Source organism: Haloarcula sp. JP-Z28 (assembly GCF_011440255.1).
GTDB lineage: Archaea > Halobacteriota > Halobacteria > Halobacteriales > Haloarculaceae > Haloarcula > Haloarcula marismortui.
Map to the genome: position 1 here is coordinate 143,448 of NZ_JAAOHT010000002.1, position 19,638 is coordinate 163,085.

22 protein-coding genes are annotated in these 19,638 nt (G+C 63.3%); 14 read left to right on the top strand and 8 right to left on the bottom strand.

All coding sequences use genetic code 11. From position 1 onward, the window contains the following. The first annotated feature begins 40 nt into the window (after nt 1-40). The 4 genes from G9463_RS02215 (at nt 41) to G9463_RS02230 (ending at nt 2,680) form a co-directional block, all read left to right on the top strand. A complete protein-coding gene (locus G9463_RS02215; RefSeq protein ID WP_004592831.1) occupies nt 41-268 on the top strand; it encodes a hypothetical protein in 228 nt (75 codons plus the stop codon). Nucleotides 269-335: 67 nt separating this feature from the next. Further along, on the top strand, nt 336-767 hold the full coding sequence (locus G9463_RS02220; RefSeq protein WP_004961545.1) for an SRPBCC family protein: 432 nt from the start codon (nt 336-338) through the stop codon (nt 765-767). Further along, nucleotides 764-1,582: a carbon-nitrogen family hydrolase gene (locus tag G9463_RS02225; protein ID WP_165895844.1), complete on the top strand. Its 819-nt coding sequence runs from the start codon at nt 764-766 to the stop codon at nt 1,580-1,582. The genes G9463_RS02220 and G9463_RS02225 overlap by 4 nt, the downstream gene beginning before the upstream one ends. A 78-nt stretch (nt 1,583-1,660) precedes the next feature. After that, nucleotides 1,661-2,680, top strand: coding sequence for a DUF4349 domain-containing protein (locus tag G9463_RS02230; RefSeq protein ID WP_165895845.1), 1,020 nt, complete (start codon nt 1,661-1,663; stop codon nt 2,678-2,680). Nucleotides 2,681-2,930: 250 nt separating this feature from the next. Here G9463_RS02230 and G9463_RS02235 read toward each other — a convergent pair whose 3' ends face one another. Beyond that, on the bottom strand, nt 2,931-5,048 hold the full coding sequence (locus G9463_RS02235) for a CDC48 family AAA ATPase (RefSeq protein WP_165895846.1): 2,118 nt from the start codon (nt 5,046-5,048) through the stop codon (nt 2,931-2,933). An 85-nt stretch (nt 5,049-5,133) separates the two neighbouring features. Here G9463_RS02235 and G9463_RS24240 point away from each other — a divergent pair, with 85 nt between their 5' ends. Next, nucleotides 5,134-5,268, top strand: coding sequence for a hypothetical protein (locus G9463_RS24240; RefSeq protein WP_004961558.1), 135 nt, complete (start codon nt 5,134-5,136; stop codon nt 5,266-5,268). A gap of 39 nt (nt 5,269-5,307) precedes the next feature. Here the strand turns inward: G9463_RS24240 and G9463_RS02240 are convergent, their stop codons facing one another. After that, complete coding sequence (locus tag G9463_RS02240; RefSeq protein ID WP_011223244.1) at nt 5,308-5,733, bottom strand: DUF5796 family protein; 426 nt, start codon at nt 5,731-5,733, stop codon at nt 5,308-5,310. A 121-nt stretch (nt 5,734-5,854) separates the two neighbouring features. Between G9463_RS02240 and G9463_RS02245 the strand changes: the two genes are divergently transcribed. Continuing rightward, the gene (locus G9463_RS02245; RefSeq protein WP_165895847.1) at nt 5,855-7,399 is read left to right on the top strand and encodes an alkaline phosphatase family protein; all 1,545 of its coding nucleotides are present in this window, start codon (nt 5,855-5,857) and stop codon (nt 7,397-7,399) included. Nucleotides 7,400-7,474: 75 nt separating this feature from the next. Further along, complete coding sequence (locus G9463_RS02250) at nt 7,475-8,005, top strand: Rrf2 family transcriptional regulator (protein ID WP_121303039.1); 531 nt, start codon at nt 7,475-7,477, stop codon at nt 8,003-8,005. A 36-nt stretch (nt 8,006-8,041) separates the two neighbouring features. Here the strand turns inward: G9463_RS02250 and G9463_RS02255 are convergent, their stop codons facing one another. Together G9463_RS02255 and G9463_RS02260 are read right to left on the bottom strand one after the other, a co-directional pair. Further along, nucleotides 8,042-8,992 (bottom strand): zinc-dependent metalloprotease, encoded by a 951-nt coding sequence (locus G9463_RS02255; RefSeq protein ID WP_004961571.1) that lies wholly within the window; start codon nt 8,990-8,992, stop codon nt 8,042-8,044. A gap of 94 nt (nt 8,993-9,086) precedes the next feature. Next, nucleotides 9,087-9,371, bottom strand: coding sequence for a hypothetical protein (locus G9463_RS02260; RefSeq protein ID WP_165895848.1), 285 nt, complete (start codon nt 9,369-9,371; stop codon nt 9,087-9,089). A gap of 114 nt (nt 9,372-9,485) precedes the next feature. Here G9463_RS02260 and G9463_RS02265 point away from each other — a divergent pair, with 114 nt between their 5' ends. The 5 genes from G9463_RS02265 (at nt 9,486) to G9463_RS02285 (ending at nt 13,042) form a co-directional block, all read left to right on the top strand. Beyond that, nucleotides 9,486-10,544 carry a M20/M25/M40 family metallo-hydrolase gene (locus G9463_RS02265; RefSeq protein WP_165895849.1) on the top strand — a complete coding sequence of 353 codons (1,059 nt, stop codon included), beginning with the start codon at nt 9,486-9,488 and terminating at the stop codon, nt 10,542-10,544. Nucleotides 10,545-10,615: 71 nt separating this feature from the next. Then, nucleotides 10,616-10,798, top strand: coding sequence for an LSM domain-containing protein (locus tag G9463_RS02270; protein WP_004517917.1), 183 nt, complete (start codon nt 10,616-10,618; stop codon nt 10,796-10,798). Continuing rightward, entirely contained in the window at nt 10,795-10,968 is a 174-nt protein-coding gene (locus G9463_RS02275) for a 50S ribosomal protein L37e (protein WP_004517916.1), read from the top strand. Before G9463_RS02270 ends, G9463_RS02275 begins: the two co-directional genes overlap by 4 nt. A 14-nt stretch (nt 10,969-10,982) precedes the next feature. Further along, nucleotides 10,983-12,425, top strand: coding sequence for an amidophosphoribosyltransferase (gene purF, locus G9463_RS02280; RefSeq protein ID WP_004961581.1), 1,443 nt, complete (start codon nt 10,983-10,985; stop codon nt 12,423-12,425). Nucleotides 12,426-12,481: 56 nt separating this feature from the next. Further along, nucleotides 12,482-13,042 (top strand): GNAT family N-acetyltransferase, encoded by a 561-nt coding sequence (locus G9463_RS02285; RefSeq protein ID WP_165895850.1) that lies wholly within the window; start codon nt 12,482-12,484, stop codon nt 13,040-13,042. 3 nt (nt 13,043-13,045) lie between these two features. Here G9463_RS02285 and G9463_RS02290 read toward each other — a convergent pair whose 3' ends face one another. Both G9463_RS02290 and G9463_RS02295 read right to left on the bottom strand, forming a co-directional pair. Next, a complete protein-coding gene (locus G9463_RS02290; protein ID WP_004961586.1) occupies nt 13,046-13,606 on the bottom strand; it encodes a DUF420 domain-containing protein in 561 nt (186 codons plus the stop codon). A gap of 60 nt (nt 13,607-13,666) precedes the next feature. Further along, entirely contained in the window at nt 13,667-15,202 is a 1,536-nt protein-coding gene (locus G9463_RS02295; RefSeq protein ID WP_165895851.1) for a hybrid sensor histidine kinase/response regulator, read from the bottom strand. A 133-nt stretch (nt 15,203-15,335) separates the two neighbouring features. On the opposite strand from G9463_RS02295, the gene G9463_RS02300 reads away from it, so the two are divergent. Then, the gene (locus G9463_RS02300; RefSeq protein WP_165895852.1) at nt 15,336-16,088 is read left to right on the top strand and encodes a TrmB family transcriptional regulator sugar-binding domain-containing protein; all 753 of its coding nucleotides are present in this window, start codon (nt 15,336-15,338) and stop codon (nt 16,086-16,088) included. A 77-nt stretch (nt 16,089-16,165) separates the two neighbouring features. Here the strand turns inward: G9463_RS02300 and G9463_RS02305 are convergent, their stop codons facing one another. Both G9463_RS02305 and G9463_RS02310 read right to left on the bottom strand, forming a co-directional pair. Then, nucleotides 16,166-18,439: a CDC48 family AAA ATPase gene (locus G9463_RS02305; RefSeq protein ID WP_165895853.1), complete on the bottom strand. Its 2,274-nt coding sequence runs from the start codon at nt 18,437-18,439 to the stop codon at nt 16,166-16,168. 3 nt (nt 18,440-18,442) lie between these two features. Beyond that, nucleotides 18,443-18,682 (bottom strand): hypothetical protein, encoded by a 240-nt coding sequence (locus G9463_RS02310; RefSeq protein ID WP_004961597.1) that lies wholly within the window; start codon nt 18,680-18,682, stop codon nt 18,443-18,445. A gap of 147 nt (nt 18,683-18,829) precedes the next feature. Between G9463_RS02310 and G9463_RS02315 the strand changes: the two genes are divergently transcribed. Beyond that, nucleotides 18,830-19,606 carry an alpha/beta fold hydrolase gene (locus G9463_RS02315; protein ID WP_165895854.1) on the top strand — a complete coding sequence of 259 codons (777 nt, stop codon included), beginning with the start codon at nt 18,830-18,832 and terminating at the stop codon, nt 19,604-19,606. Nucleotides 19,607-19,638: the final 32 nt, after the last annotated feature.

Genomic DNA, 19,638 nt, shown 5'->3' on the forward strand with positions numbered 1-19,638 from the left:
TGAAGGGAACCGTTAAAAACGCAGAGACCGTATCTCTTGTATGGCCGATTACAGCGAGGAAGACCGACGCATTCTCGAATATCTCCGGGACAGCGTCTCGCGTGGAGAGAGCTACTTCCGCGCGAAGAACATCGCTGAGCAGCTCGGCCTCTCGTCGAAGCAAGTGGGAGCGCGGCTGCCACGCTTAGCTGAAGAGGCCGACGAAGTCGAAATCGAGAAGTGGGGCCGAGCGCGGTCGACGACGTGGCGCGTCACGCCGACCGGATAGCCCCCGTCGGGTTTTACGCACTGTGACAATCGGTGGATTCATCGGCCAGTAGTCCTCAGTACCTTCCATGACTGTCCGGGTCGAACGAACGATGACTGTGCCGGCCACACCGGAACGTGTCTGGGAATTCATCACCGACCCGGATAAACGGGCCCGGCCAATTAGCGTCGTCACTGACTGGGAAATCATCGACGACACACACGCAAACTGGTCGATTGAGCTCCCAATTCCGGTGGTCAGTCAGACAATGACGGTAAAAACTGAGGATGTCGAACAGCGCCGCCCGGAGTACGCCCGCTTCATCGGTCGCTCGAAGGTGATGACCGTCCAGGGCGAGCACGAACTCGAAGAGACGGCCGACGGCGGGACGAAACTGACGAACCGGTTCATCGTCGACGGCAAACTCCCCGGCGTCGAGCGGTTTTTCAAACGGAACCTCGACGATGAGATGCAAAACCTCGAACAGGCGCTGCGGGACGACCTCGAAGTCGAAGTATGAGGCTCACGCTTGCCCAGACAGACGTATCGTCGGATTCGGTGACCGAGAACGTCAGTCGCGCGACGACCGCCATCAGGGACGCGGCCGCGGAGGGCGCGGACCTCGTTGTGCTCCCGGAACTGTTCAACATCGGGTACTTCGCCTTCGACCGCTACGCTCGCGAGGCGGAGGGACTGAACGGCGAGACGCTCAGCCAGATTCGCAGCGTCGCCGCGGACCACGACGTGGCGGTGCTGGCCGGCAGCGTCGTCGAGGACCTCGCGGCCAGCGCTGACAGCGGGTTCGACGTGCCCGCGGATGAGGGGCTGGCCAATACTGCTGTATTCTTCGACCGCGACGGGGAGCGCCGGGCGGTGTACCGGAAACACCATTTGTTCGGCTACGACTCTGCGGAATCCCAGTTACTGGAGCCGGGTGAGACGGTTCCGACTGTCGACTTTGAGGAATTCACCATCGGAGTCACCACCTGCTATGACCTCCGGTTCCCCGAGCTGTATCGCCACCTCGTCGACGAAGGTGTGACGCTGACGCTCGTGCCCAGTGCGTGGCCGTATCCGCGCGTCGAACACTGGAAACTGTTCGGTCGCGCCCGTGCCGTCGAGAACCAACTGTACGTCGCCGCGGCGAACGGCGTCGGACAGTTCGAGGAGGCGGAACTGCTGGGGCGGTCGACGGTGTACGACCCGTGGGGGACGACGCTCGCCAGCGCTGACGACCACCCGGCGCTGGTGACTGCCACCCTCGACCCGGCGCGCGTCGAGCAGGTCCGCGAGGAGTTCCCGGCGCTTGCTGACCGCCGGACGGACTGGCCGTAACTGCAGTCGCTGTTTGACAAAAAGCGGTTTTTGAGCGTTCGCCGTCATTATACTGCTCTCAGAACGAGTCCGTCCCGTATGGCTTCCCGAATCAGGGTCCTCGCTGTCGTCGGTCTCCTCTTGCTGGCCGGCTGTACCGGCATGGGCGGAAGTGGCGATGCGGGCGAGGCACAGGGCGGCGGCGATGGCGCACAGATGTCCAGCGGCGGCGACGGGTCGAGTCAGCCCGTCGAAGCGGATTCCAAGGCGAGCGCTGGCGATAGCGAAAACATTCAGGCCGGCGACGCGGCGGCCGACCGGGCAATCATTCGCAACGGACGGATGGTGGTCGAAGTGGAGAACTACTCCGCGACAGCCAATGCAATTGCCGCTCGCGCTCGCACGTCCGGCGGATACGTGAGCGACTCGAACCGCGAACTCCACCGTGACGACGGCGAGACGTGGTACACCGGCTACATCGTCGTCAGAGTGCCAAGCGAGGAGTACGAGCCGACGCAGTCGATGGTGAGCAAGCAGGGAACGGTCCGCTCCGAGGAAACAACGACGAAAGACGTGACCGACAAACTGGTCGACCTCGAAGCGCGATTGACCAACCTCCGGGAGCGCCGCGACCGACTGCGGACCTTCTACGAACAGGCCAACAGCACGGAGGAACTGCTCCGCATCGAGGAGGAACTGTCGTCGGTCCAGAGCGACATCGAACGCCTCGAAGCACAGAAGCGCTCGCTCGAACAGCGAGTCGCCTACTCGACGCTGCGCGTCGAGATCCATGAGCCAGCGCCCGAGTCGTCGGCCCAGCAAGTGCCGTACCACGAGCGGTCGCTGGTCTCCGCGTTCCTCTCGTCGGTGACCGACGTGTACGTGTTCACCCGCGGCCTGCTCGTGACCGCTGCGAGTCTCGCGCCGTGGATCGTCGTCCTCGCCGTCCCAGTCGTCGGCGGCCGGCGGCTCCTTCGCGGTCGGTCGCTCCCGCTACTGGGCCGACGTGGCGCGTCGGAATCAGCCACAGAAGGTGGCGACGGTGGAGGCGGAGGCGACGCCCCACAGCAGGAACCCACTGCGGAATCGGATACGGAGTCGCCCGACAAGGACGCGTAGCCGGAACCGAACACCGGGCCTTTTTTGCGTGTGCACTCGCTACGAGTAGCTGCCGGCAAGGCGCTTTTCACGTCGATGCCGGCGCTAACGCCCGTCTCGCTGCTCGGCCACTCGGCGTCGCTCGTCCGCCAAGGCTGTCCGGACAGCCTTTTCACTCCTCTCCCGGAGTCGATCCTTTCGCCTCTCCTCGCCTTTCCGATACTACCGATCTAAAACGTTCGCTCAGAAGGTACCCGGCGAACCGTGCGAGCTACCGCGTGCGTTCCCGTTCAAGCGCTTCGCTGAAGTGTGCTGGTGTGATCTCCACTTCCTCAGCGTTCTCGGTGGCTTCTTCTGGTCCGTAGGCGGACGCGACCTCCCGGATAGCCAGCATTGACGCTTCGCGGACGACGGCCTCCAGCTCTGCGCCAGAGAAGCCGTCGGTCTTTTCGGCAAGGTCCTCGATATCGGTGTCAGCGGCGAGTGGCTTCCCGGCGGTGTGGACGGCGAGAATCTCCTCGCGGGCGTCACGGTCGGGGTTCGGGACCTCGACGTGCTGTTCGAGGCGACCCGGTCGCAGGAGCGCATCGTCGATCATGTCCCGGCGGTTAGTCGCAGCCAGCACGACCAGATTGGGGTTCTCGGTGATGCCGTCGAGTTCAGCGAGTAGCTGGGAGACGACGCGCTCGGTGACTTCGTTGCCCTGACCGCGGTGGCTGGCGATGGCGTCTATCTCGTCGAGGAAGATGATGCTCGGCGCAGTCTGGCGGGCGCGTTCGAACAGTTCCCGGACCGCTTCCTCGCTCTCGCCGACGTAGCGGTCCATGATTTCGGGGCCGGCGACGTGGATGAAGTTCACGTCGCTCTCGCCGGCGACGGCCCGAGCGAGCAGGGTTTTGCCGGTCCCCGGCGGGCCATAGAGTAGAATGCCGCTTGGCGGGTCGGTGTTCGTCGCGGTGAACAGTTCACCGTACGACAGCGGCCACTCGATGGTCTCGGTCAGCGTCTGCTTGACCTCGGCCAGCCCGCCCACATCGTTGAAGGTCGCCGTCGGCGACTCGGCGACATACTCCCGCATCGCACTGGGGTCGACCGTTGCAAGCGCGGTCTCGAAGTCGTCCTGGTGGACATCGCCATCATCGCGGTCGGTCCGGAGCGCGGCCATCGCGGCCTCAGTAGTCAGTGATGCGAGGTCAGCCCCGACGAAGCCGTGGGTCTGTGCGGCGATCCGGTCCAGATCCACGTCGTCGTGCAGCGGCATGTCCCGCGTGTGGACGTCCATAATCTCGCGGCGGCCGTGCTCGCCGGGGACGCCGATTTCAATCTCGCGGTCGAAGCGGCCACCGCGGCGCAGCGCCGGGTCGATGGCGTCGACGCGGTTCGTCGCGCCAATGACGACGACGCGGCCCCGGTCTTCGAGGCCGTCCATCAGCGTAAGCAACTGGGCGACGACCCGGTTCTCCATGTCGGCGTCCTCGTCCCGGGAGCCGGCGATGGAGTCGATCTCGTCGACGAAGAGGATGGCCGGCGCGTTCGCTTCGGCTTTCTCGAAGGCCTCGCGGAGCCGTTCCTCGCTTTCGCCCTTGTATTTCGAGACGATTTCGGGGCCCGAGATGGTGTCGAAGTAGGCGTCGACCTCGTTGGCGACGGCGCGGGCGATGAGGGTCTTCCCCGTCCCGGGCGGGCCGTGCAGCAGGACCCCGCTTGGCGGGTCGATACCCAGACGGCGGAACTCCTCGGGCTCCGAGAGCGGCATCTCTATCATCTCGCGGATGCGGTCCAGTTCCTCGTCGAGGCCGCCGATGTCCTCGTAGCTCACCCCGGACTCTGTTTCGGCGGTCGGCGTGTTCGTTGTTGTTGCCTCGTCGGATGACGACTGGCCCGCGCCGCTGCCGCCGTCGAGTCCCGGCAGCACGGTCACCGCTGTCGCGTCGGTAACCCGGACCGGCCCCGACGGAGACGTTTTGCGGACGAGGAAGGTCCCCAATCCATCGATGTGCGTCCGTTCGTCGGCCTGAATAATCTGGTCGACGAGACGCTTCCTGACCAGACTCTCATAGTCCTCGCTCCCCGGCATCGGTTCGACCGGCTGGACGGCGATTTCGGTGGCCTCTGAGACCGACCCGCTTGTTACTGTGACAGTGTCGCCGATGTTGACGCCGGCGTTCGCCCGAGTGTCCGAATCGATACGGACAAACGAGCCGTCATCGTCAGCCGGCCAGACTTTCACGACAGTCATGTCATCCCCGTCGATGATGACGGGCGACCCGCTCAGCACGCCCAATTCAGTCCGTGCGGACTCCGGCAGTCGTGCGATACCGCGCCCGGCGTCGCGCTTGTTCGCACCCTCGACGGTGAGTTCGACACCGGCCTCAGTGGACCCGCTCATGCCGCCTTCTTGCAATCCGACTCCCTTGAGGGTTCCCGTTGTGTTGCGGGAAAATAATATACGGACGGCAATTCGAGGTTCTGATATGGTTGTCCAAACTGAGCGAGACGAGGTCATGTGGTACAAGTGCGAGACCTGTGGCCTGATGTTCGACGACCAGAACGACGCGCGCCAGCACGAGGAGAACTGTGACGACGAAGACCCGTCCTACATCCAGTAACGGTCCTCGCCCCGCAGTCGCGCCTGTCCCACCGTAGTCTCACCCCTCGACGATTTCGTAGCTCCGCTCGCCGAGTTCGTCCTCCTCGAAGACGAACACCCGGCCGTTCGTCACGTCGTAGTCCACCTCGACCGCCGTCCGCATCTGATTATCCCGGACCGTGACTCCCGGGAACAGTTCGTCCTCCTCACCGTCGTCAAGAATGACCCGTCCGACGCCCGTTTCTTCGAGAATGTCGTCGTGCGTCCGGAGGTCGTTGACGTACACGAGGATACCTGACGTCTCTGTCTTGTCGGTAATCAGGACGTGTGTGTCTTTTCCCGGCGCAGTTTGGATACTCCCCTCGACCGTCGTTGGGACGCCGTGATAGAACGCTTGGCGGCCGTCGAGGTACTCCACGACGACGCCGTCCTCGGTTAATTCGACCGAGACGGTGTCCGGTGCGATGTCCGACCGGTTGCTCATACCAGCCCTTCCGGCGGCGCGCTCAAAAGTGACGCGTTGTCGGTCTGGGTCGAGTGGCCGTCCTGCAATCCCACAGACAGGGTGCGAAAGGGACTAGTGACTCGCCTGTCTCCGTCTCACCATGACGAAGACCCTCGTCGTCGGGCTTGACGGAGCGAGCTGGGAACTGCTCGACCCGTGGATCGAGGCCGGCGAGCTCCCGAACCTGGCCGCGCTGCGGGACACCGGCACCTGGGCGGGGACGCGGAGCTGTCTGCCGCCAGTCACGTTCCCGAACTGGAAGTGTTACTCCTCGGGTAAGGACCCCGGCGGGTTCGGCGTCTTCTGGTTCGAGAACGTCGACCTCGCCGCGGGCGAGATCACCGTGATGAACGGCGGCGACTACGACACCGCCGAGCTGTGGGACTACCTCAACGACGAGGGGCAGTCGGCTGGCGTCGTCAATATGCCGACGATGTACCCCCCGCGGGACATCGACGACCTCGTGGTTGCCGGTGGCCCGGACGCCGTTGAAGGGGAGTACCGCTCGATCAGTTCCGGCTACACCTCGCCGCCGGAACTGGCCGACGAACTCGAATCACGGTTCGATTACAGCGTCCACCCGGACCCGCTGCTGTCCTCGAACGACGAGCGCGGCGCGGAGGTCGAGGCCATTCTGGACCTGCTGGAGAAGCGCTTTGAGGTCGCGACGACGCTACTGGACGAGCGGGACCTCGATTTCGTCCATGTGACGCTGTTCTATCTGAACGTCCTGCATCACTTCTTCTGGGACGACGAGCCGAGCCTGCGCGCGTGGCAGCTCGTCGACGAGTGGGTCGGCCGACTCGACGACCGCGAGGACCTGAACCTCGTCCTGATGTCCGACCACGGCTGTGACGCCACCCAGACGGAGTTCTACATCAACGAGTGGCTGGCCGAGAACGGCTACCAAGTTCGGGATACGAGCGTCGACGCGCTTCTCACGCAAATTGGGCTCGACCGAGAGAACCTGCTCGCGGTCGCAAAGCGGGCTGGACTGGTCGACATACTTGCCCGCGTCGTCCCCGAGTCTATCCAGCAACTCGTCCCGCAACGCGACGGCGTCAAACGGGACCGAAAGCTCGAAGCCATCGACCTGGAACAGACGAAGGTCGTCGCCAGCGGGCAAGGGCCGGTGTACATCAACCCCCGGTTCGACGTAGAATCGGTCCGTGAGTCGCTCATGGCCGACCTCCGCGAGGTAGAAGACGAGCACGGCCCGCTGTTCACGAACGTCTACAGAGGCGAGGACGTGTACAACGGCCCCTATGTCGACGCCGCCCCGGAGGTCGTCGTCGACCAGCGCCCGGGCGTCCACGTCAACGACGGCATCGGCGGCGGGACCGTCCAGAGCGGCCCCGACCGCTGGGCGGCCGAGAACACGCCCTACGGCATCTTCGCCGCCAGCGGGCCGGACTTCGAGCCTCAGGGCGAACTCGACAGAATCAGCATTCTCGATATCGCGCCGACGGTGCTGGCCGCCCACGGCTGTGCTATCCCGACTGATATGCGCGGCGAAGTGCTCCCGGTGTTCTCTGAGGACCCCGCCATCGGCGAACGTGACCCGCTCAGTATCGAGGACGCCCTCGGAAGCGATGACGGCGACGCAGTCGAGGACCGCCTGAAGCAACTGGGATACATGGAGTAGCCACCTCCGTGAGAGCGACTGGCGGTGAATGAGTGAACCCAATGGGATAAGTAGCCGCTCCCGATACACTCCGGTATGGTTAGCATCGATCTGAACAACAGCCAGCGAACGATGCTTACGACGCTGGTAAACAGGTATCAACAGACCGGTGAGGCGGTTACCGGCGAGACAATCGCGGAGGAGATCGACCGGAACCCCGGAACGGTACGGAACCAGATGCAGAGTCTGACCTCGCTGGGACTTGTCGAAGGTATTCCCGGCCCGACGGGTGGCTACAAGCCGACGTCCGAGGCATTCGACGCAATCGACCGCCAGCAGATAGACGAGGCAGAGAGCGTCGTCGTCGCCCACGACTACGACCGGGTCGACGTCACCGTCGAGGAAATTAATTTCACGAACGTTCACGACCCGGAGAAGTGCCGCGCCCGGTTCCACCTCCAGAGTTCGGTGCAGGATTTCAGTGAGGGACAGGCCGTCATTCTCGGCCCGACGCCGATATCGAAGCTCGTCGTCGCCGGGACAGTTGTCGCTGTCGACGAATCGAACAGCGAAATCCTCCTCGAGGTCGCGAAAATAGAAGGGCCTGTAGAAGAACCGGAAAAATAACCGTTCCGTGCGACCACGCAGCGTGCTGTAGCGCTTTCAGGGATCGACGCGGTCGATCCACAGCGTCGGCGTCTCTATCTCGTCTTCGGTGGGGAGGGTGTCCGGCGAATCCCAGACGCGTCCGGCCGCAGCGACGCCGCGGGCGTCGGCGACCGTGTCGAAGAACGCCTTCCCGCGTTCGTACTGCTGGCGTTTCATTCCGAGGCCGAGCAGTCGGCGCATGAGCGACGCGATGGGGCCACGTCCCTGTCGGCGCTCGTCGACTTTCCGCCGCAGGTCGTCGTACTCGTCGTCGAAGGCACGGTCCATCAGCAGTTCCGCGTACCCTTCGACGGCAGTCATCGTCGTATCGAGTTCGCCAAGCGTTGTGCGGTCGATGTTGCCGTCGGTGAGGTTGTCGATGGCGTCCTCCATCGCTGTTTCGAGGTGGTCAGACAGCCACGGGGCTGCACCGAACTCCGCCGCGTGCGTGACTTCGTGGAAGGCGATCCAGCGGCGGAAGCGGTCCCGTTCGACGTTCAACTGGTCGGCGACCCGGTTGATGTTGGGGCGCACGAAGTACAGCGCGTGGGCGTCGTTGTCCGCGAGCAAGACGGGGTCGTACTGGCCCAAGACGTTGTTTCCAAGAAACGACAGCGCAACGGCCATCGATCCGGTGTTGACGACGCGGGCGATGCCGGGCATATACTCGGCCTGCTGTTCTATCGGCTCCATCACGCGGCTGAACGTGGCGACGTTGGCGTCGATCCAGTGATGCCGGTTCTGGATTTCGACGGTTTCGGGAAGATCAAAGGCAAGTTCGCCGACCTCCCGGACGCGATCCCGTGCGTCCCGAACGTCGGTCGCGTAGCCGTCGCGTTCGGGCGTCTCGACGGTGAGGTCACCCGTGTCTGTGGCACCCTTCGCGGCGTCGGCGACAGCACTCCAGTCGATGGGGCCGTCGCCGGTCGCGCTGGCGACAGCCTGAACGCTGTGGTATAATCCCATACGTCTGAAATGTGGCGGGACAAAATAGGCCTTCTCCCTGCGAAAACGACCACTAGCGTTCGGTTCGTTGCTCGCTGTGGCACGAGACGTGGCCCTACAGCGCTTCGTCGCTGTCGTCATCAGCGGTAGACCCGCCGAAATACAGGCGCAGAACGAGCGCGACAACTGCGACGACACCGAGCACCGCGAGCGCGATGCGACCGATGCTGGGGCCACTGCCGCCTTCTGCATCCGTTTCGTCGCTCGCTTTTTCCGTCTGGGACCGCGACCACCGCGATTTGCGCTCCGATTCGTCGTCATCGTCAGCAGCGCTGAATGGGGCGTTCGCAGTGAACTCCGCGCCGTCGAGATGCAGTTCGAGGAAGGTGAATTCTGCCATACTGACAGTTCGATACCGCGACTCTTAGCCGTGGCGGTACCGGGACCACGCTGGGATGGTCGTAGACCATCTGCCGTCCGTTGATTTCATCACCACGGGGCGATTATGCCCCATATGGACACACGACGACGAGAGTTCCTTGAATCGCTGCTGACAACGCCCGGCCCGTCTGGATACGAGGCCGACAGCCAGCGGGTGTGGCTCGACTACGTCAGTGAGTTCGCCGACGAGGTCCGAACGGACGACTACGGGAACGCTGTCGCGAAGGTCGAGGGCGGCGACACGACCGTTGCGCTCGCGGGCCACGGCGACGAAATCGGGTTCATCGTTCGGGACTTCACGGACGACGGCTTCGTCAAACTGGGCCGCATCGGCGGCTCTGACAAGACCGTCTCACGCGGGCAACACGTCACTATTCACACGGCTGACGGTCCCGTTTCGGGTGTCGTGGGACAGACTGCGATTCACCTCCGGGATTCGGACGACGATTCAGTCCCCGAAATCTCCGAACAGCACGTCGACGTTGGGGCAGTGGACGGTGGCGAGGTAGAATCGCTCGTCGACCGCGGCGACCCGGTGACATTCGTCCAGACGCTGAGTGAACTGGAGAACGGCCGCCTCGCTGCACGGGGGATGGACAACCGTATCGGCATCTGGGCGGCCGCTGAGGGACTCCGCCGCGCAGCAGAGTCAGATGCGGACGCAACGGTGTACGCTGTTTCGACGGTGCAGGAGGAAGTCGGCGTACAGGGTGCGAAGATGGTCGGATTCGACCTCGCGCCCGATGTCGCCATCGCAGCGGACGTGACGCACGCAACGGACGCACCGGGCTCGCCGGGCAAAGCCGCGACGGGTGTGGAACTCGGCGAGGGACCGGTCGTTGCCCGCGGGAGCGCGAACCATCCGGTCGCCGTCGATGCGCTTCGAGAAACGAGCGACGCCGAGGACATTGACATCCAGTTACAGGCGACCGGTATCCGGACCGGGACCGACGCGGACGCTTTCTACACCTCCCGCGGTGGGATTCCGTCAGTCAACGTCGGCCTGCCGAACCGCTACATGCACACGCCGGTCGAAGTCATCGACCCGGACGACCTCGACGCGCTCGCAGACCTGCTGGCTGGCTTCGCCGTCCGAGCGGCCGAGCAAGCGCCCTTTAGCGTCGACGTGTAGGATATCTGAACGCTCTCGCGCGCCATCAGACAAACGGTACGTTTAAGCGGCCATCACTATCCAAACCGTACATGAGTGGACGACCGCTAGATGTACTCGAAGCGTCCCTCGGTGAGACAGTCACCGTACAGCTGAAGGGTGGCGAACTGTTCGAGGGGGAACTCACTGGCTACGACCAACACATGAACCTCGTCGTTGAGGATGAAGACACAACGATTATACGCGGCGATAACGTCGTCTCAATTACTCCATGACTGGCGCAGGAACTCCGAGTCAGGGCAAGAAAAACACCACGACGCACACGAAGTGTCGACGGTGTGGTGAAAAGTCGTATCACACGAAAAAGAAGGTCTGCTCGTCGTGCGGTTTCGGCAAGTCGGCCAAGCGGCGTGACTACGAGTGGCAGTCGAAAGCGGGCGAATAACACACTCAACACAAATGCACGAGAAGTGCGGCGTTGTTGGCATCTCTTTGGAGGACCGTGACGCCGCCCGACCGCTTTACTACTCCTTGTACGCGCTCCAGCACCGCGGCCAGGAATCGGCCGGCATCGTCACCCACGACGGGTTCCAGCAGTACAGCCACGTCGAAATGGGACTCGTCGGTGACGCATTCGACCCCGGCGACCTGGAGGCGCTCAACGGCTCGAACGGGATCGGCCACGTCCGATACCCGACTGCCGGGAGCGTCAACGCCTGCTGTGCCCAGCCGTTCTCCGTCTCGTTCAAGTCGGGGTCGCTGGGACTGTCCCACAACGGGAACCTCGTCAACGCTGACGAGATCGGCGACGAACTGGCTGACCTCGGCCACGCCTTTACGTCCGATGGCGACACCGAGGTCATCGCCCACGACCTCGCGCGTAATCTCCTCGAGGAGGATCTGGTTCGGGCTGTCAAGCGGACGATGAACCGCATCCACGGGTCGTACTCTTTGACCATCATGCACGACGAGACGGTCCTCGGCGTGCGCGACCCGCAGGGGAACCGGCCGCTGTGTATCGGCGAACTCGAGGACGGCTACGTCCTCGCCTCCGAATCAGCCGCCATCGATACGCTCGACGGCGAACTGATCCGGGACGTCAAGCCCGGCGAACTCGTCGTCCTGCACGCCGACGGCACCGGCTACGACACCTATCAGCTCGTCGAACCGGAGAACACGGCCAATTGCTTCTTCGAACACGTCTACTTCGCGCGACCGGACTCGACCATCGACGAGAACCTCGTCTACGAGGTCCGGCGCGAACTCGGTCGGAAACTCTGGGAGGAGTCCGGCGTCGAGTCGGACGTGGTGTTGCCGGTGCCCGACTCCGGGCGTGCGTTCGCCTCCGGATACGCTGAGGCCGCACAGGACGACGGCTCGGACATCGAGTTCGCCGAAGGGCTGATGAAAAACCGGTACGTCGGCCGTACGTTCATCATGCCGACGCAAGACGAACGCGAGCGGGCTGTCCGACTGAAGCTCAACCCCATCAAGTCCACAATCGAGGGCAAAAGCGTCACCATCATCGACGACTCTATCGTCCGCGGGACCACCTCGACGCAACTGATCAAGTTGCTGAAGGATGCCGGTGCCGAAGAGGTCAACGTGCGCATCGGCGCGCCGCCCATCGTCGCTCCGTGTTACATGGGTATCGACATGGCCTCCCGCGACGAACTCATCGCCGGGAATCAGTCCGTCGAGGAAATCCGCGACGAAATCGAGGCGGACTCGCTGTCGTATCTCTCTATCGACGCCATCGCGGAAACGCTGGACAAGAGCCGGACTGACCTCTGTCTCGGCTGTGTCACCGGCGAATACCCCTACGACATCGAGGGCGAGGCGACGGACCGCGACGTTGTCCGCCCGGATATCGGGACCCAATCGAGCCCGGCTGACGACTAGCGTCGTCGGTGCTGCACAGCACTACATTTTTGCCCACTCCGAGTGAGGCGTTGCCCATGCCAGGGCCGTCCTTTCTCGCGACCGACCGAACCGCCCTCCGGTCCCCGGAGCGAGACGACCTCAACTGGATACAGCACGTCTTTCACAACGAGCAGGTCTGGGGCCTGGGGACGTACGCCCGCCCGCCGACCACCGACCAGATGGAAACATACTACGAAGAGACGCTTTCCGACGAGGACTCGGTCCATCTACTGGTCTGTATCGACCCGGCCGGGAGTCCCGGCCCGGTCGAGGAGCGGACCGAGCCGGTCGGACTCGTCGCTATGACGGACCACGACACGGAGCGCGGCACAGCCGAACTGGCGTACTGGCTTGACCCGGACGCTTGGGGTCAGGGGTACGCCACTGAGGCGGCGGGCAGGCTGGTCAAGTATGGCTTCGACCAGCAGGCGCTCCGAAAGTGGTCGGCGAAAATCGTGGGCGGGAACGACCGCTCCGTCGCGGTGGTCGAACGGCTGGGATTCACGAAGGAAGGGACACACCGCGAGGAGTGGTATCTCGACGGCGCGTGGCGTGACATGTTGTGGTTTGGGTTGCTCCGAACGGAGCGCGAGTAATCCTTACCAGACCAGATACAGCATCGCGTACACAACGATACCCATCGAGAAGGAGATGAGCCACAGGCTTGCGGCCAGCTTTCCGGCTCGCGGATGGTTTGTCGATGGCAGTTCCGAGACGGGGTATGTGTAAGCCAGCAGCAGGACGTAGTACACCGCCGGGATGGCGATGATGGCGAGCAAGATGTGGACCGCGAGAAACGGCAGGTAAAAGTAGGTCTCGACGACCGACGGGCCGGTGAAGTCCGTCGGCCCGACAAGCGTTATCCGGTAGAGGTACAGCACGAGAAACAGGGCGAACAGGCCAAACGAGGAGAGCATCAGTTTCCGGTGTCGAGCGATGTTTCCGCGGCGGATGGCCCGGACACCGCCGATGATTGTTCCGATAGCGAGAGCGCTGACTACGGCGTTGGCGTGGGGAATGGCCCCGAGAACGCTCGCGGGCGCAGCGGGGAGAGCCGACTGGGGAATGGCCCCGAGAACGGCCCCGAACACGAGCGCAAGCGACACGACCGTCAACAGGCCAGTGAGTGCTGGCACGCGATACCGAGCCTGAAGATCCATACCACAACTCCGGACTGAATCCAGAATACGGTTTCGAGTCGCGTACGGCGAGGCGGGGTCCTACGTGGTTTTCGCTGACGGTCGCTCAACGTCGGTTACGTTCAGCCGGACCCGCCCCATCGATTCGTTGGCAAGGGCGATTTCCCACCCGTGGCCGTGTGCGATTTCCCGGATCACAGCGAGATGGAGCCCGACTCCTTCATCAGTGGAGGCGTAGTAGAGTTCAAACGGCCCCTCGTTTCCCGCCTCCAACGGAGGGCCGTCGTGTTCGAGGGCGAACCCATCGGCCGTGTCCGTGATCGTTACCTTCCCAGTGTCGGCCTGGTCCGTGGCGAGCCGAAAGAAGTTCTCTGCGAGCTGACACAGCCGGGTGCTATCGGCCAATATCGTCTCGGTACAGTCGATTTCGATGGTCGACCCATCGGTGTCGACCGTCGTCCAGGCGTCCCCCATCACGTCGGAGAGCGCGACCGGCTCGACAGTGTACTGTCTGCCGCCCTGTCGCGCGATTTCCATGAGATCGTCGATGAGGAACGAAATACGGGTGTGGCTGCGCTGGATGGCGTCAAACTCTTCGGCGGCGTGTTCAGCGGCGAGGAGTTCGACCCGTCCCATCGCTGCCTGAAGCGGGTTCCGGAGTTCGTGTGAGATGATCTGTGCGAGCTCTCGGAGCCGCTCTTTCTGTCGTTCCAGTTCTGTCGTTCGCTGCTGGAGCGCGTCTTTCGTCTGGCTCGCGTCGATAGCCAGCGCGATATTGTGGCCGACCTCCCGGAACGTGTCCTGTTCTTCCATGTCGAAGATATCGACACGGTCGGCGTACACCCCGAGGACACCGTACGACGTCCCATCGTACACCAGTGGCACAGCGAGCACGCGGACGCAGTCCGTCTCCAGTGCGTCTGTGTCGTCCGCGAACGTTGCTGGGTCGATGTCTGCAACGACCAGTCTGTCCTCCGAGTCGGCGCGACGCAACGGCTCCGGCACGGCGATGGAAACGCGGTCTCGCTGTGAGCCCAGCGCTCGAACGACCGGCCTGTCGTGCTGACAGGTCACCGTACAGGCTTCGCTGTATCTGGCCGTGCCCGCCAGAACTGCTGTGACATCGCGTTCGATATCCATCCGTGACTGTGAGCGGACGAGCGCTTGATTAACCAGCCGGACGGCCTCGTTGAGCTGTTTTCGCTTGTTTGCCCGTTGACGGGCCGGGCTGGACGCGACGGCGGCGTCGACCTGTGCCAGAAGCCGCTGGTGGGCGTCTGCCACGGTGTTCGGAACGTACCCGAACACGTCGCGGCCATATGCCTCACGAGCGATGTCTCCGTTCGTCACCTCAGCAAAAAGGACGACTGGAAGTTCGGGATGGCTTTCCCGCAGTCGTTCGATAACCGTTAGCCCACCGAGGTACTGTGTTCCATCCAAGTTCTCCACTTCGCAGTTCGTGACGACACAATCCGTGTCGTACTCGCCGAGCGCACACTCCAGTTCACGAACACCGTCGAACTCATGGACGGTGAGACCGCTGTCTCGAAGCATCGAAATCGCGGCCCTGTCCTGGCTCGGACTACGGACGAACAGGACGGTGGGCTGTGACTTCATCACCCGTCCGAAGAGACACACACACATAAAGAAGTTACACCACGACCATCCCTACTGGTGACACTTCCACCGTCTCAGCGACGGTATCGCCCAATTCAGGGGACGATTTATACTCGTGGCAGTGTACCCTCTGATGATGGCACAACCGGGGCTGGAGATTCATCGGACTCAGTCGGCAGTCCTCGATGCGATACGATCACTTATCGACAGTGCCGAGGAGAGTCTCACGGTTGCTGTGCCGATATCCGCCCTCTCGGAGCTTGTGCCGCAACTCAGCGCCGCTATCGAGCGAGATGTGTTGGTGTTGTTACTGGTCCACGGCGATGAGACAGTACCGACGCCCCCGTACGAGGATATCGCAACAGCGGTCAGGACAATCGAGAGCAACATCACCCCGTTGCTCGTGACCGCCGACACTCAGCGTGGACTCACTGGGCATTCTGGAATGCTGACTGACTCGATAGCAGGATATCAGGCAACCAAGTTCGATAACAAGAACCTCGCGCACGACCAGTTCACGATGTTTCTCGGTAGCCACTGGCTGATGGGGACGGAACGCTACGTCGCCGACGTGTGTGAGTTCCCGCGGACGTTCTCTGCCTTTCAGTTCGCGGTGCTCATGTCGGCGCTGGCGCTGCGCGCGGGGACGCCGATCACTGCTCGCGCCCGGGTACTCTCGACTGCGGACCGGACGGAGACGACGATATCGGGACCGGTGATAAACGTCCGGCAGAGCGTCGTCTATCCCGCATCGAGCACGAACCCGGCCGAGCGGTCACTCACTATCAAGACCGATGCCGGACCGGTCACTGTCGGCGGGGCCGGTGCGACGAAGGAAGCCTACGAGTGTCGCGAGATCACGCTGGACAGGGCTGACGACGAATAACGCAGCGAGAAAATCGCCTGTAAGACGTAAAAATCAGCGTCGGTGTGTCGACCGTCGCTATCGAGTGCCGACCGTCGCTACTGGAAGGTGCGACTGGCCGTGCTCTCGTCAGTGACGCCGGGTTCAGCCCGGTCGAAGCGCTGCTCGATTTCGTCGTAGCGCTCGCGGGTCTCCTCGGTGACGCTGGGGCCGACTTCGGAGAGCGCGTGCTCAAAGTGGTCCATCGTCACGCGGACGTTGCTGACACTGTCGCCGATATCCTCGGGGTCCACACTGTTGATGAACTCCCGGGTCGCGGCCATCGACGCCTCGCGGGCGACCGCTTCGATGTCCGCGCCGACGTAGCCGTCCGTTCGGCTGGCCAGGTCGTCGAGGTCGACGCCGTCGGCCAGCGGCTTGTCGCGGGTGTGGACGTGGAAGATGGCGCGCCGGGCGTCCTCGTCCGGGACGGGCACGTGAACGTGCCTGTCGAGTCGGCCGGGGCGCAGGAGCGCGTCGTCGATGAGGTCCGGTCGGTTGGTGGTCGCAACGACCACGACGTTCTCCATGTCCTCGATGCCGTCCAGTTCCGTCAGGAGCTGGGAGACGACGCGTTCGCCGACGCCGGAGTCGGTCGTGCCGCCGCCACGTTCGCCGGCGATGGAGTCGATCTCGTCGAAGAACACCACAGTCGGGGCGTTCTCGCGGGCCTTGCTGAACACTTCGCGGACGCCCTTCTCGGACTCGCCGACGAACTTGTTCAGGAGTTCCGGCCCCTTCACGGAGATGAAGTTGGACTGGGCTTCGTTGGCGACGGCCTTCGCCAGCAACGTCTTCCCGGTGCCGGGCGGACCGTACATCAGCACACCCTTTGCGGCTTCGAGGTCCATCGACTCGAACACGTCTTCGTACTCCAGCGGCCACTGGATGGTCTCTCGGAGCCGCTCCTTGGTGTCTTCGAGCCCACCGACGGAGTCCCAGGTGACGTCCGGGACTTCGACGAAGACCTCCCGGAGCGCGGAGGGCTCGATACCCTTCATTGCCTCCCGGAAGTCCGTGTCGCTGATCTCCAGCTGTTCCAGCACCTCGGCGTCGATTTCGTCGGATTCGAGGTCGAGTTCGGGGCGGATGCGCCGCAGGGCGTTCATCGCGCTCTCTTTCGTGAGGGTCGCGAGGTCAGCGCCGACGAAGCCGTGGGTGTTCTCGGCGTAGTTCTCGATGTTGATCTCCTCGGAGAGTGGCATCCCGCGAGTGTGGACCTGGAGAATCTCCTTGCGGCCCTTCTTGTCCGGGACGCCGATCTCGATTTCGCGGTCGAAACGACCGCCACGGCGCAGCGCCGGATCAATGTCATCAACGCGGTTCGTCGCGCCGATGACGATGACCTGCCCGCGCTCTTCGAGCCCGTCCATCAGGCTGAGCAACTGGGCGACGACGCGGCGCTCCACGTCGCCCTGGGTCTCGCCACGCTTCGGGGCGATGGAGTCGATCTCGTCGATGAAAACGATAGCGGGGGCGTTCTCCTCGGCCTCTTCGAAGACCTCACGGAGTTGCTCCTCGCTCTCGCCGTAGTACTTCGACATGATCTCCGGCCCGGAGATAGTGGTGAAGTACGCGTCGATTTCGTTGGCGACGGCCTTGGCCATCAGCGTCTTCCCCGTGCCGGGCGGGCCGTGCAGGAGGACGCCCTTCGGCGGCTCGATGCCGAGCTGTTGGAACAGTTCGGGGTGACGCATCGGCAACTCGATCATCTCGCGGACCTGTTCGAGTTCGCGGTCGAGCCCGCCGATGTCCTCGTAGGTCACGTCGGGAGTGTCGCTCGCTTCAGGTGCGCCCTCGCCGCTGTGGACCTGTTCGGCGGGCATTTCGCTGACCTGAATCTCTGTGGAGTCCGTCACGACGACCGTGCCGGAGGGTTCCGTCTCGGCGATCTTCAGCGGGATCTTCTGGCCGGACATCGAGGAAAGCGGTCCGAGGCCGAAGCTAACGGGAACCGTCTGGCCCTGTGTGACGGCCTGGCCGCTGAGGTTGTTGCGGATCATCGGCCCGACGTTGCCCCGGACCCGGAGGTTCTGGGGCAGCGCGACGGTGACCGAGGTCGCGGGGTTGACATCGGCCTTTTCGATGTTGACGGGGTCATCGATACCGACGTTAGCTTCCTGGCGGAGCTGCCCGTCGATGCGGACGATGCCGTTCCCCTCGTCCTCGGGGTAGCCGGGCCAGACCCGGGCGACAGCGCGGCTGTCCTGCTTCCCCTCGAGAACTATGTAGTCGCCGTTCTCGAGTTCGAGTTCGTCCATCGCGGCGCGGTCGATAGCCGCGAGGCCTCGGCCAGCGTCTTTCTGTTTGAGTGGTTTAACAGTGAGTCTCATCAGTTATCTCTCCCCGTCTGACAGTTCGATAGTGAGAACCCCGTGGTTGATAAACGCTCGTGCGTCGTCAGCGGGGATTTCCTGTTCGTACTGGTGGCCGTCAGCGACGACGATGACGGTCCCATCGACCACATCGACACTCGCATCGGCGGCAGGTCCCACGTCCGCCGCGAACACGACGCTGTCGTCGTACTCGAATCGGCGGAGGGGCGTCTCGTCGAACAACTGCTGTTCTGAAGTCATGCTAACCAAAAGTAAGTGCTATAAGTATATAAATCCATCGCCGAAATACGCCGTACGGCAGAAAAATGAGGAGAGTTGCTTGAATGCGGTTCACACCTCATCTGAGCGCGCCAACCTTTTATCCACACCGCTTCCGAACGGTGTCGCATGGTACGGGTCAGTCACAACGGGCGAGGCACGGCGTACAGACAGACACAGCCTGCGGCATCGGGGCCGACGGCGCTGTATGTCCACGGCAGCGGGGCGACACACCGCGTGTGGGGTCACCAATACGCGCCATCTGGACCGGCTCACCCCGCCGTCGCACTGGACCTGTCAGGGCACGGTGACTCCGAGGATGTCGACACCGACGCTGGGACCACGACACTCGACGCCTACGCGGACGACGTGGTCGCTGTAGGGCAGGAGACAGACGCGGATGTGCTGGTCGGCAATTCGCTTGGCGGGGCCGTCGCCCAGTGGGTCGCCCTGGAGCGGGACTGGACGCCCGAGGCGATAGTGTTGCTGGGGACCGGCCCCGAACTCCCGGTGTTCGAAGGGCTGCAGGAATGGCTCGCAGACGACTGGGACCGCGCCGTCGAGTTCCTCCACGAGCGGGACCGACTGTTCCACGACACGGACCACGACGCCGCGTCTCGCTCCCGCGAGCAGATGGCGGCGGTCGGGCAGGCAGTAACACGCCGCGACTTCATGACGTGTCACGGTTTCGACGTGCGCGAGCGACTGGGCGAGATCGATGTGCCTGTGCTGGCTGTCTGCGGCGAACACGACAAACTGACTCCACGCGCGTATCACGAGACACTGGCTCACGAGATCCCCGACGGAGAGGTGTCGTTTGTCCCTGATGCTGCCCATCTGGCGATGGTCGAACAGGCCGAGACATTCAACGACCTCCTGAAGGAGTTCATCAAGGACGCGGTCTGAGCGGTTTGAGATATACTGAAGCGGCGCTATTG

Bases quoted from the DNA above. Each gene is read 5' to 3' on its own strand.
- G9463_RS02240 (WP_011223244.1), bottom strand. From the start codon at position 5,733: ATGAGCAACCGGTCGGACATCGCACCGGACACCGTCTCGGTCGAATTA.
- G9463_RS02300 (WP_165895852.1), top strand. From the start codon at position 15,336: ATGATGGCACAACCGGGGCTGGAGATTCATCGGACTCAGTCGGCAGTC.
- G9463_RS24240 (WP_004961558.1), top strand. From the start codon at position 5,134: ATGGTTGTCCAAACTGAGCGAGACGAGGTCATGTGGTACAAGTGCGAG.
- G9463_RS02270 (WP_004517917.1), top strand. From the start codon at position 10,616: ATGAGTGGACGACCGCTAGATGTACTCGAAGCGTCCCTCGGTGAGACA.
- G9463_RS02220 (WP_004961545.1), top strand. From the start codon at position 336: ATGACTGTCCGGGTCGAACGAACGATGACTGTGCCGGCCACACCGGAA.
- G9463_RS02285 (WP_165895850.1), top strand. From the start codon at position 12,482: ATGCCAGGGCCGTCCTTTCTCGCGACCGACCGAACCGCCCTCCGGTCC.
- G9463_RS02290 (WP_004961586.1), bottom strand. From the start codon at position 13,606: ATGGATCTTCAGGCTCGGTATCGCGTGCCAGCACTCACTGGCCTGTTG.
- G9463_RS02275 (WP_004517916.1), top strand. From the start codon at position 10,795: ATGACTGGCGCAGGAACTCCGAGTCAGGGCAAGAAAAACACCACGACG.
- G9463_RS02235 (WP_165895846.1), bottom strand. From the start codon at position 5,048: ATGAGCGGGTCCACTGAGGCCGGTGTCGAACTCACCGTCGAGGGTGCG.
- G9463_RS02245 (WP_165895847.1), top strand. From the start codon at position 5,855: ATGACGAAGACCCTCGTCGTCGGGCTTGACGGAGCGAGCTGGGAACTG.
- G9463_RS02305 (WP_165895853.1), bottom strand. From the start codon at position 18,439: ATGAGACTCACTGTTAAACCACTCAAACAGAAAGACGCTGGCCGAGGC.
- G9463_RS02230 (WP_165895845.1), top strand. From the start codon at position 1,661: ATGGCTTCCCGAATCAGGGTCCTCGCTGTCGTCGGTCTCCTCTTGCTG.
- G9463_RS02260 (WP_165895848.1), bottom strand. From the start codon at position 9,371: ATGGCAGAATTCACCTTCCTCGAACTGCATCTCGACGGCGCGGAGTTC.
- purF (WP_004961581.1), top strand. From the start codon at position 10,983: ATGCACGAGAAGTGCGGCGTTGTTGGCATCTCTTTGGAGGACCGTGAC.
- G9463_RS02315 (WP_165895854.1), top strand. From the start codon at position 18,830: ATGGTACGGGTCAGTCACAACGGGCGAGGCACGGCGTACAGACAGACA.
- G9463_RS02255 (WP_004961571.1), bottom strand. From the start codon at position 8,992: ATGGGATTATACCACAGCGTTCAGGCTGTCGCCAGCGCGACCGGCGAC.
- G9463_RS02265 (WP_165895849.1), top strand. From the start codon at position 9,486: ATGGACACACGACGACGAGAGTTCCTTGAATCGCTGCTGACAACGCCC.
- G9463_RS02225 (WP_165895844.1), top strand. From the start codon at position 764: ATGAGGCTCACGCTTGCCCAGACAGACGTATCGTCGGATTCGGTGACC.
- G9463_RS02215 (WP_004592831.1), top strand. From the start codon at position 41: ATGGCCGATTACAGCGAGGAAGACCGACGCATTCTCGAATATCTCCGG.
- G9463_RS02295 (WP_165895851.1), bottom strand. From the start codon at position 15,202: ATGAAGTCACAGCCCACCGTCCTGTTCGTCCGTAGTCCGAGCCAGGAC.
- G9463_RS02310 (WP_004961597.1), bottom strand. From the start codon at position 18,682: ATGACTTCAGAACAGCAGTTGTTCGACGAGACGCCCCTCCGCCGATTC.
- G9463_RS02250 (WP_121303039.1), top strand. From the start codon at position 7,475: ATGGTTAGCATCGATCTGAACAACAGCCAGCGAACGATGCTTACGACG.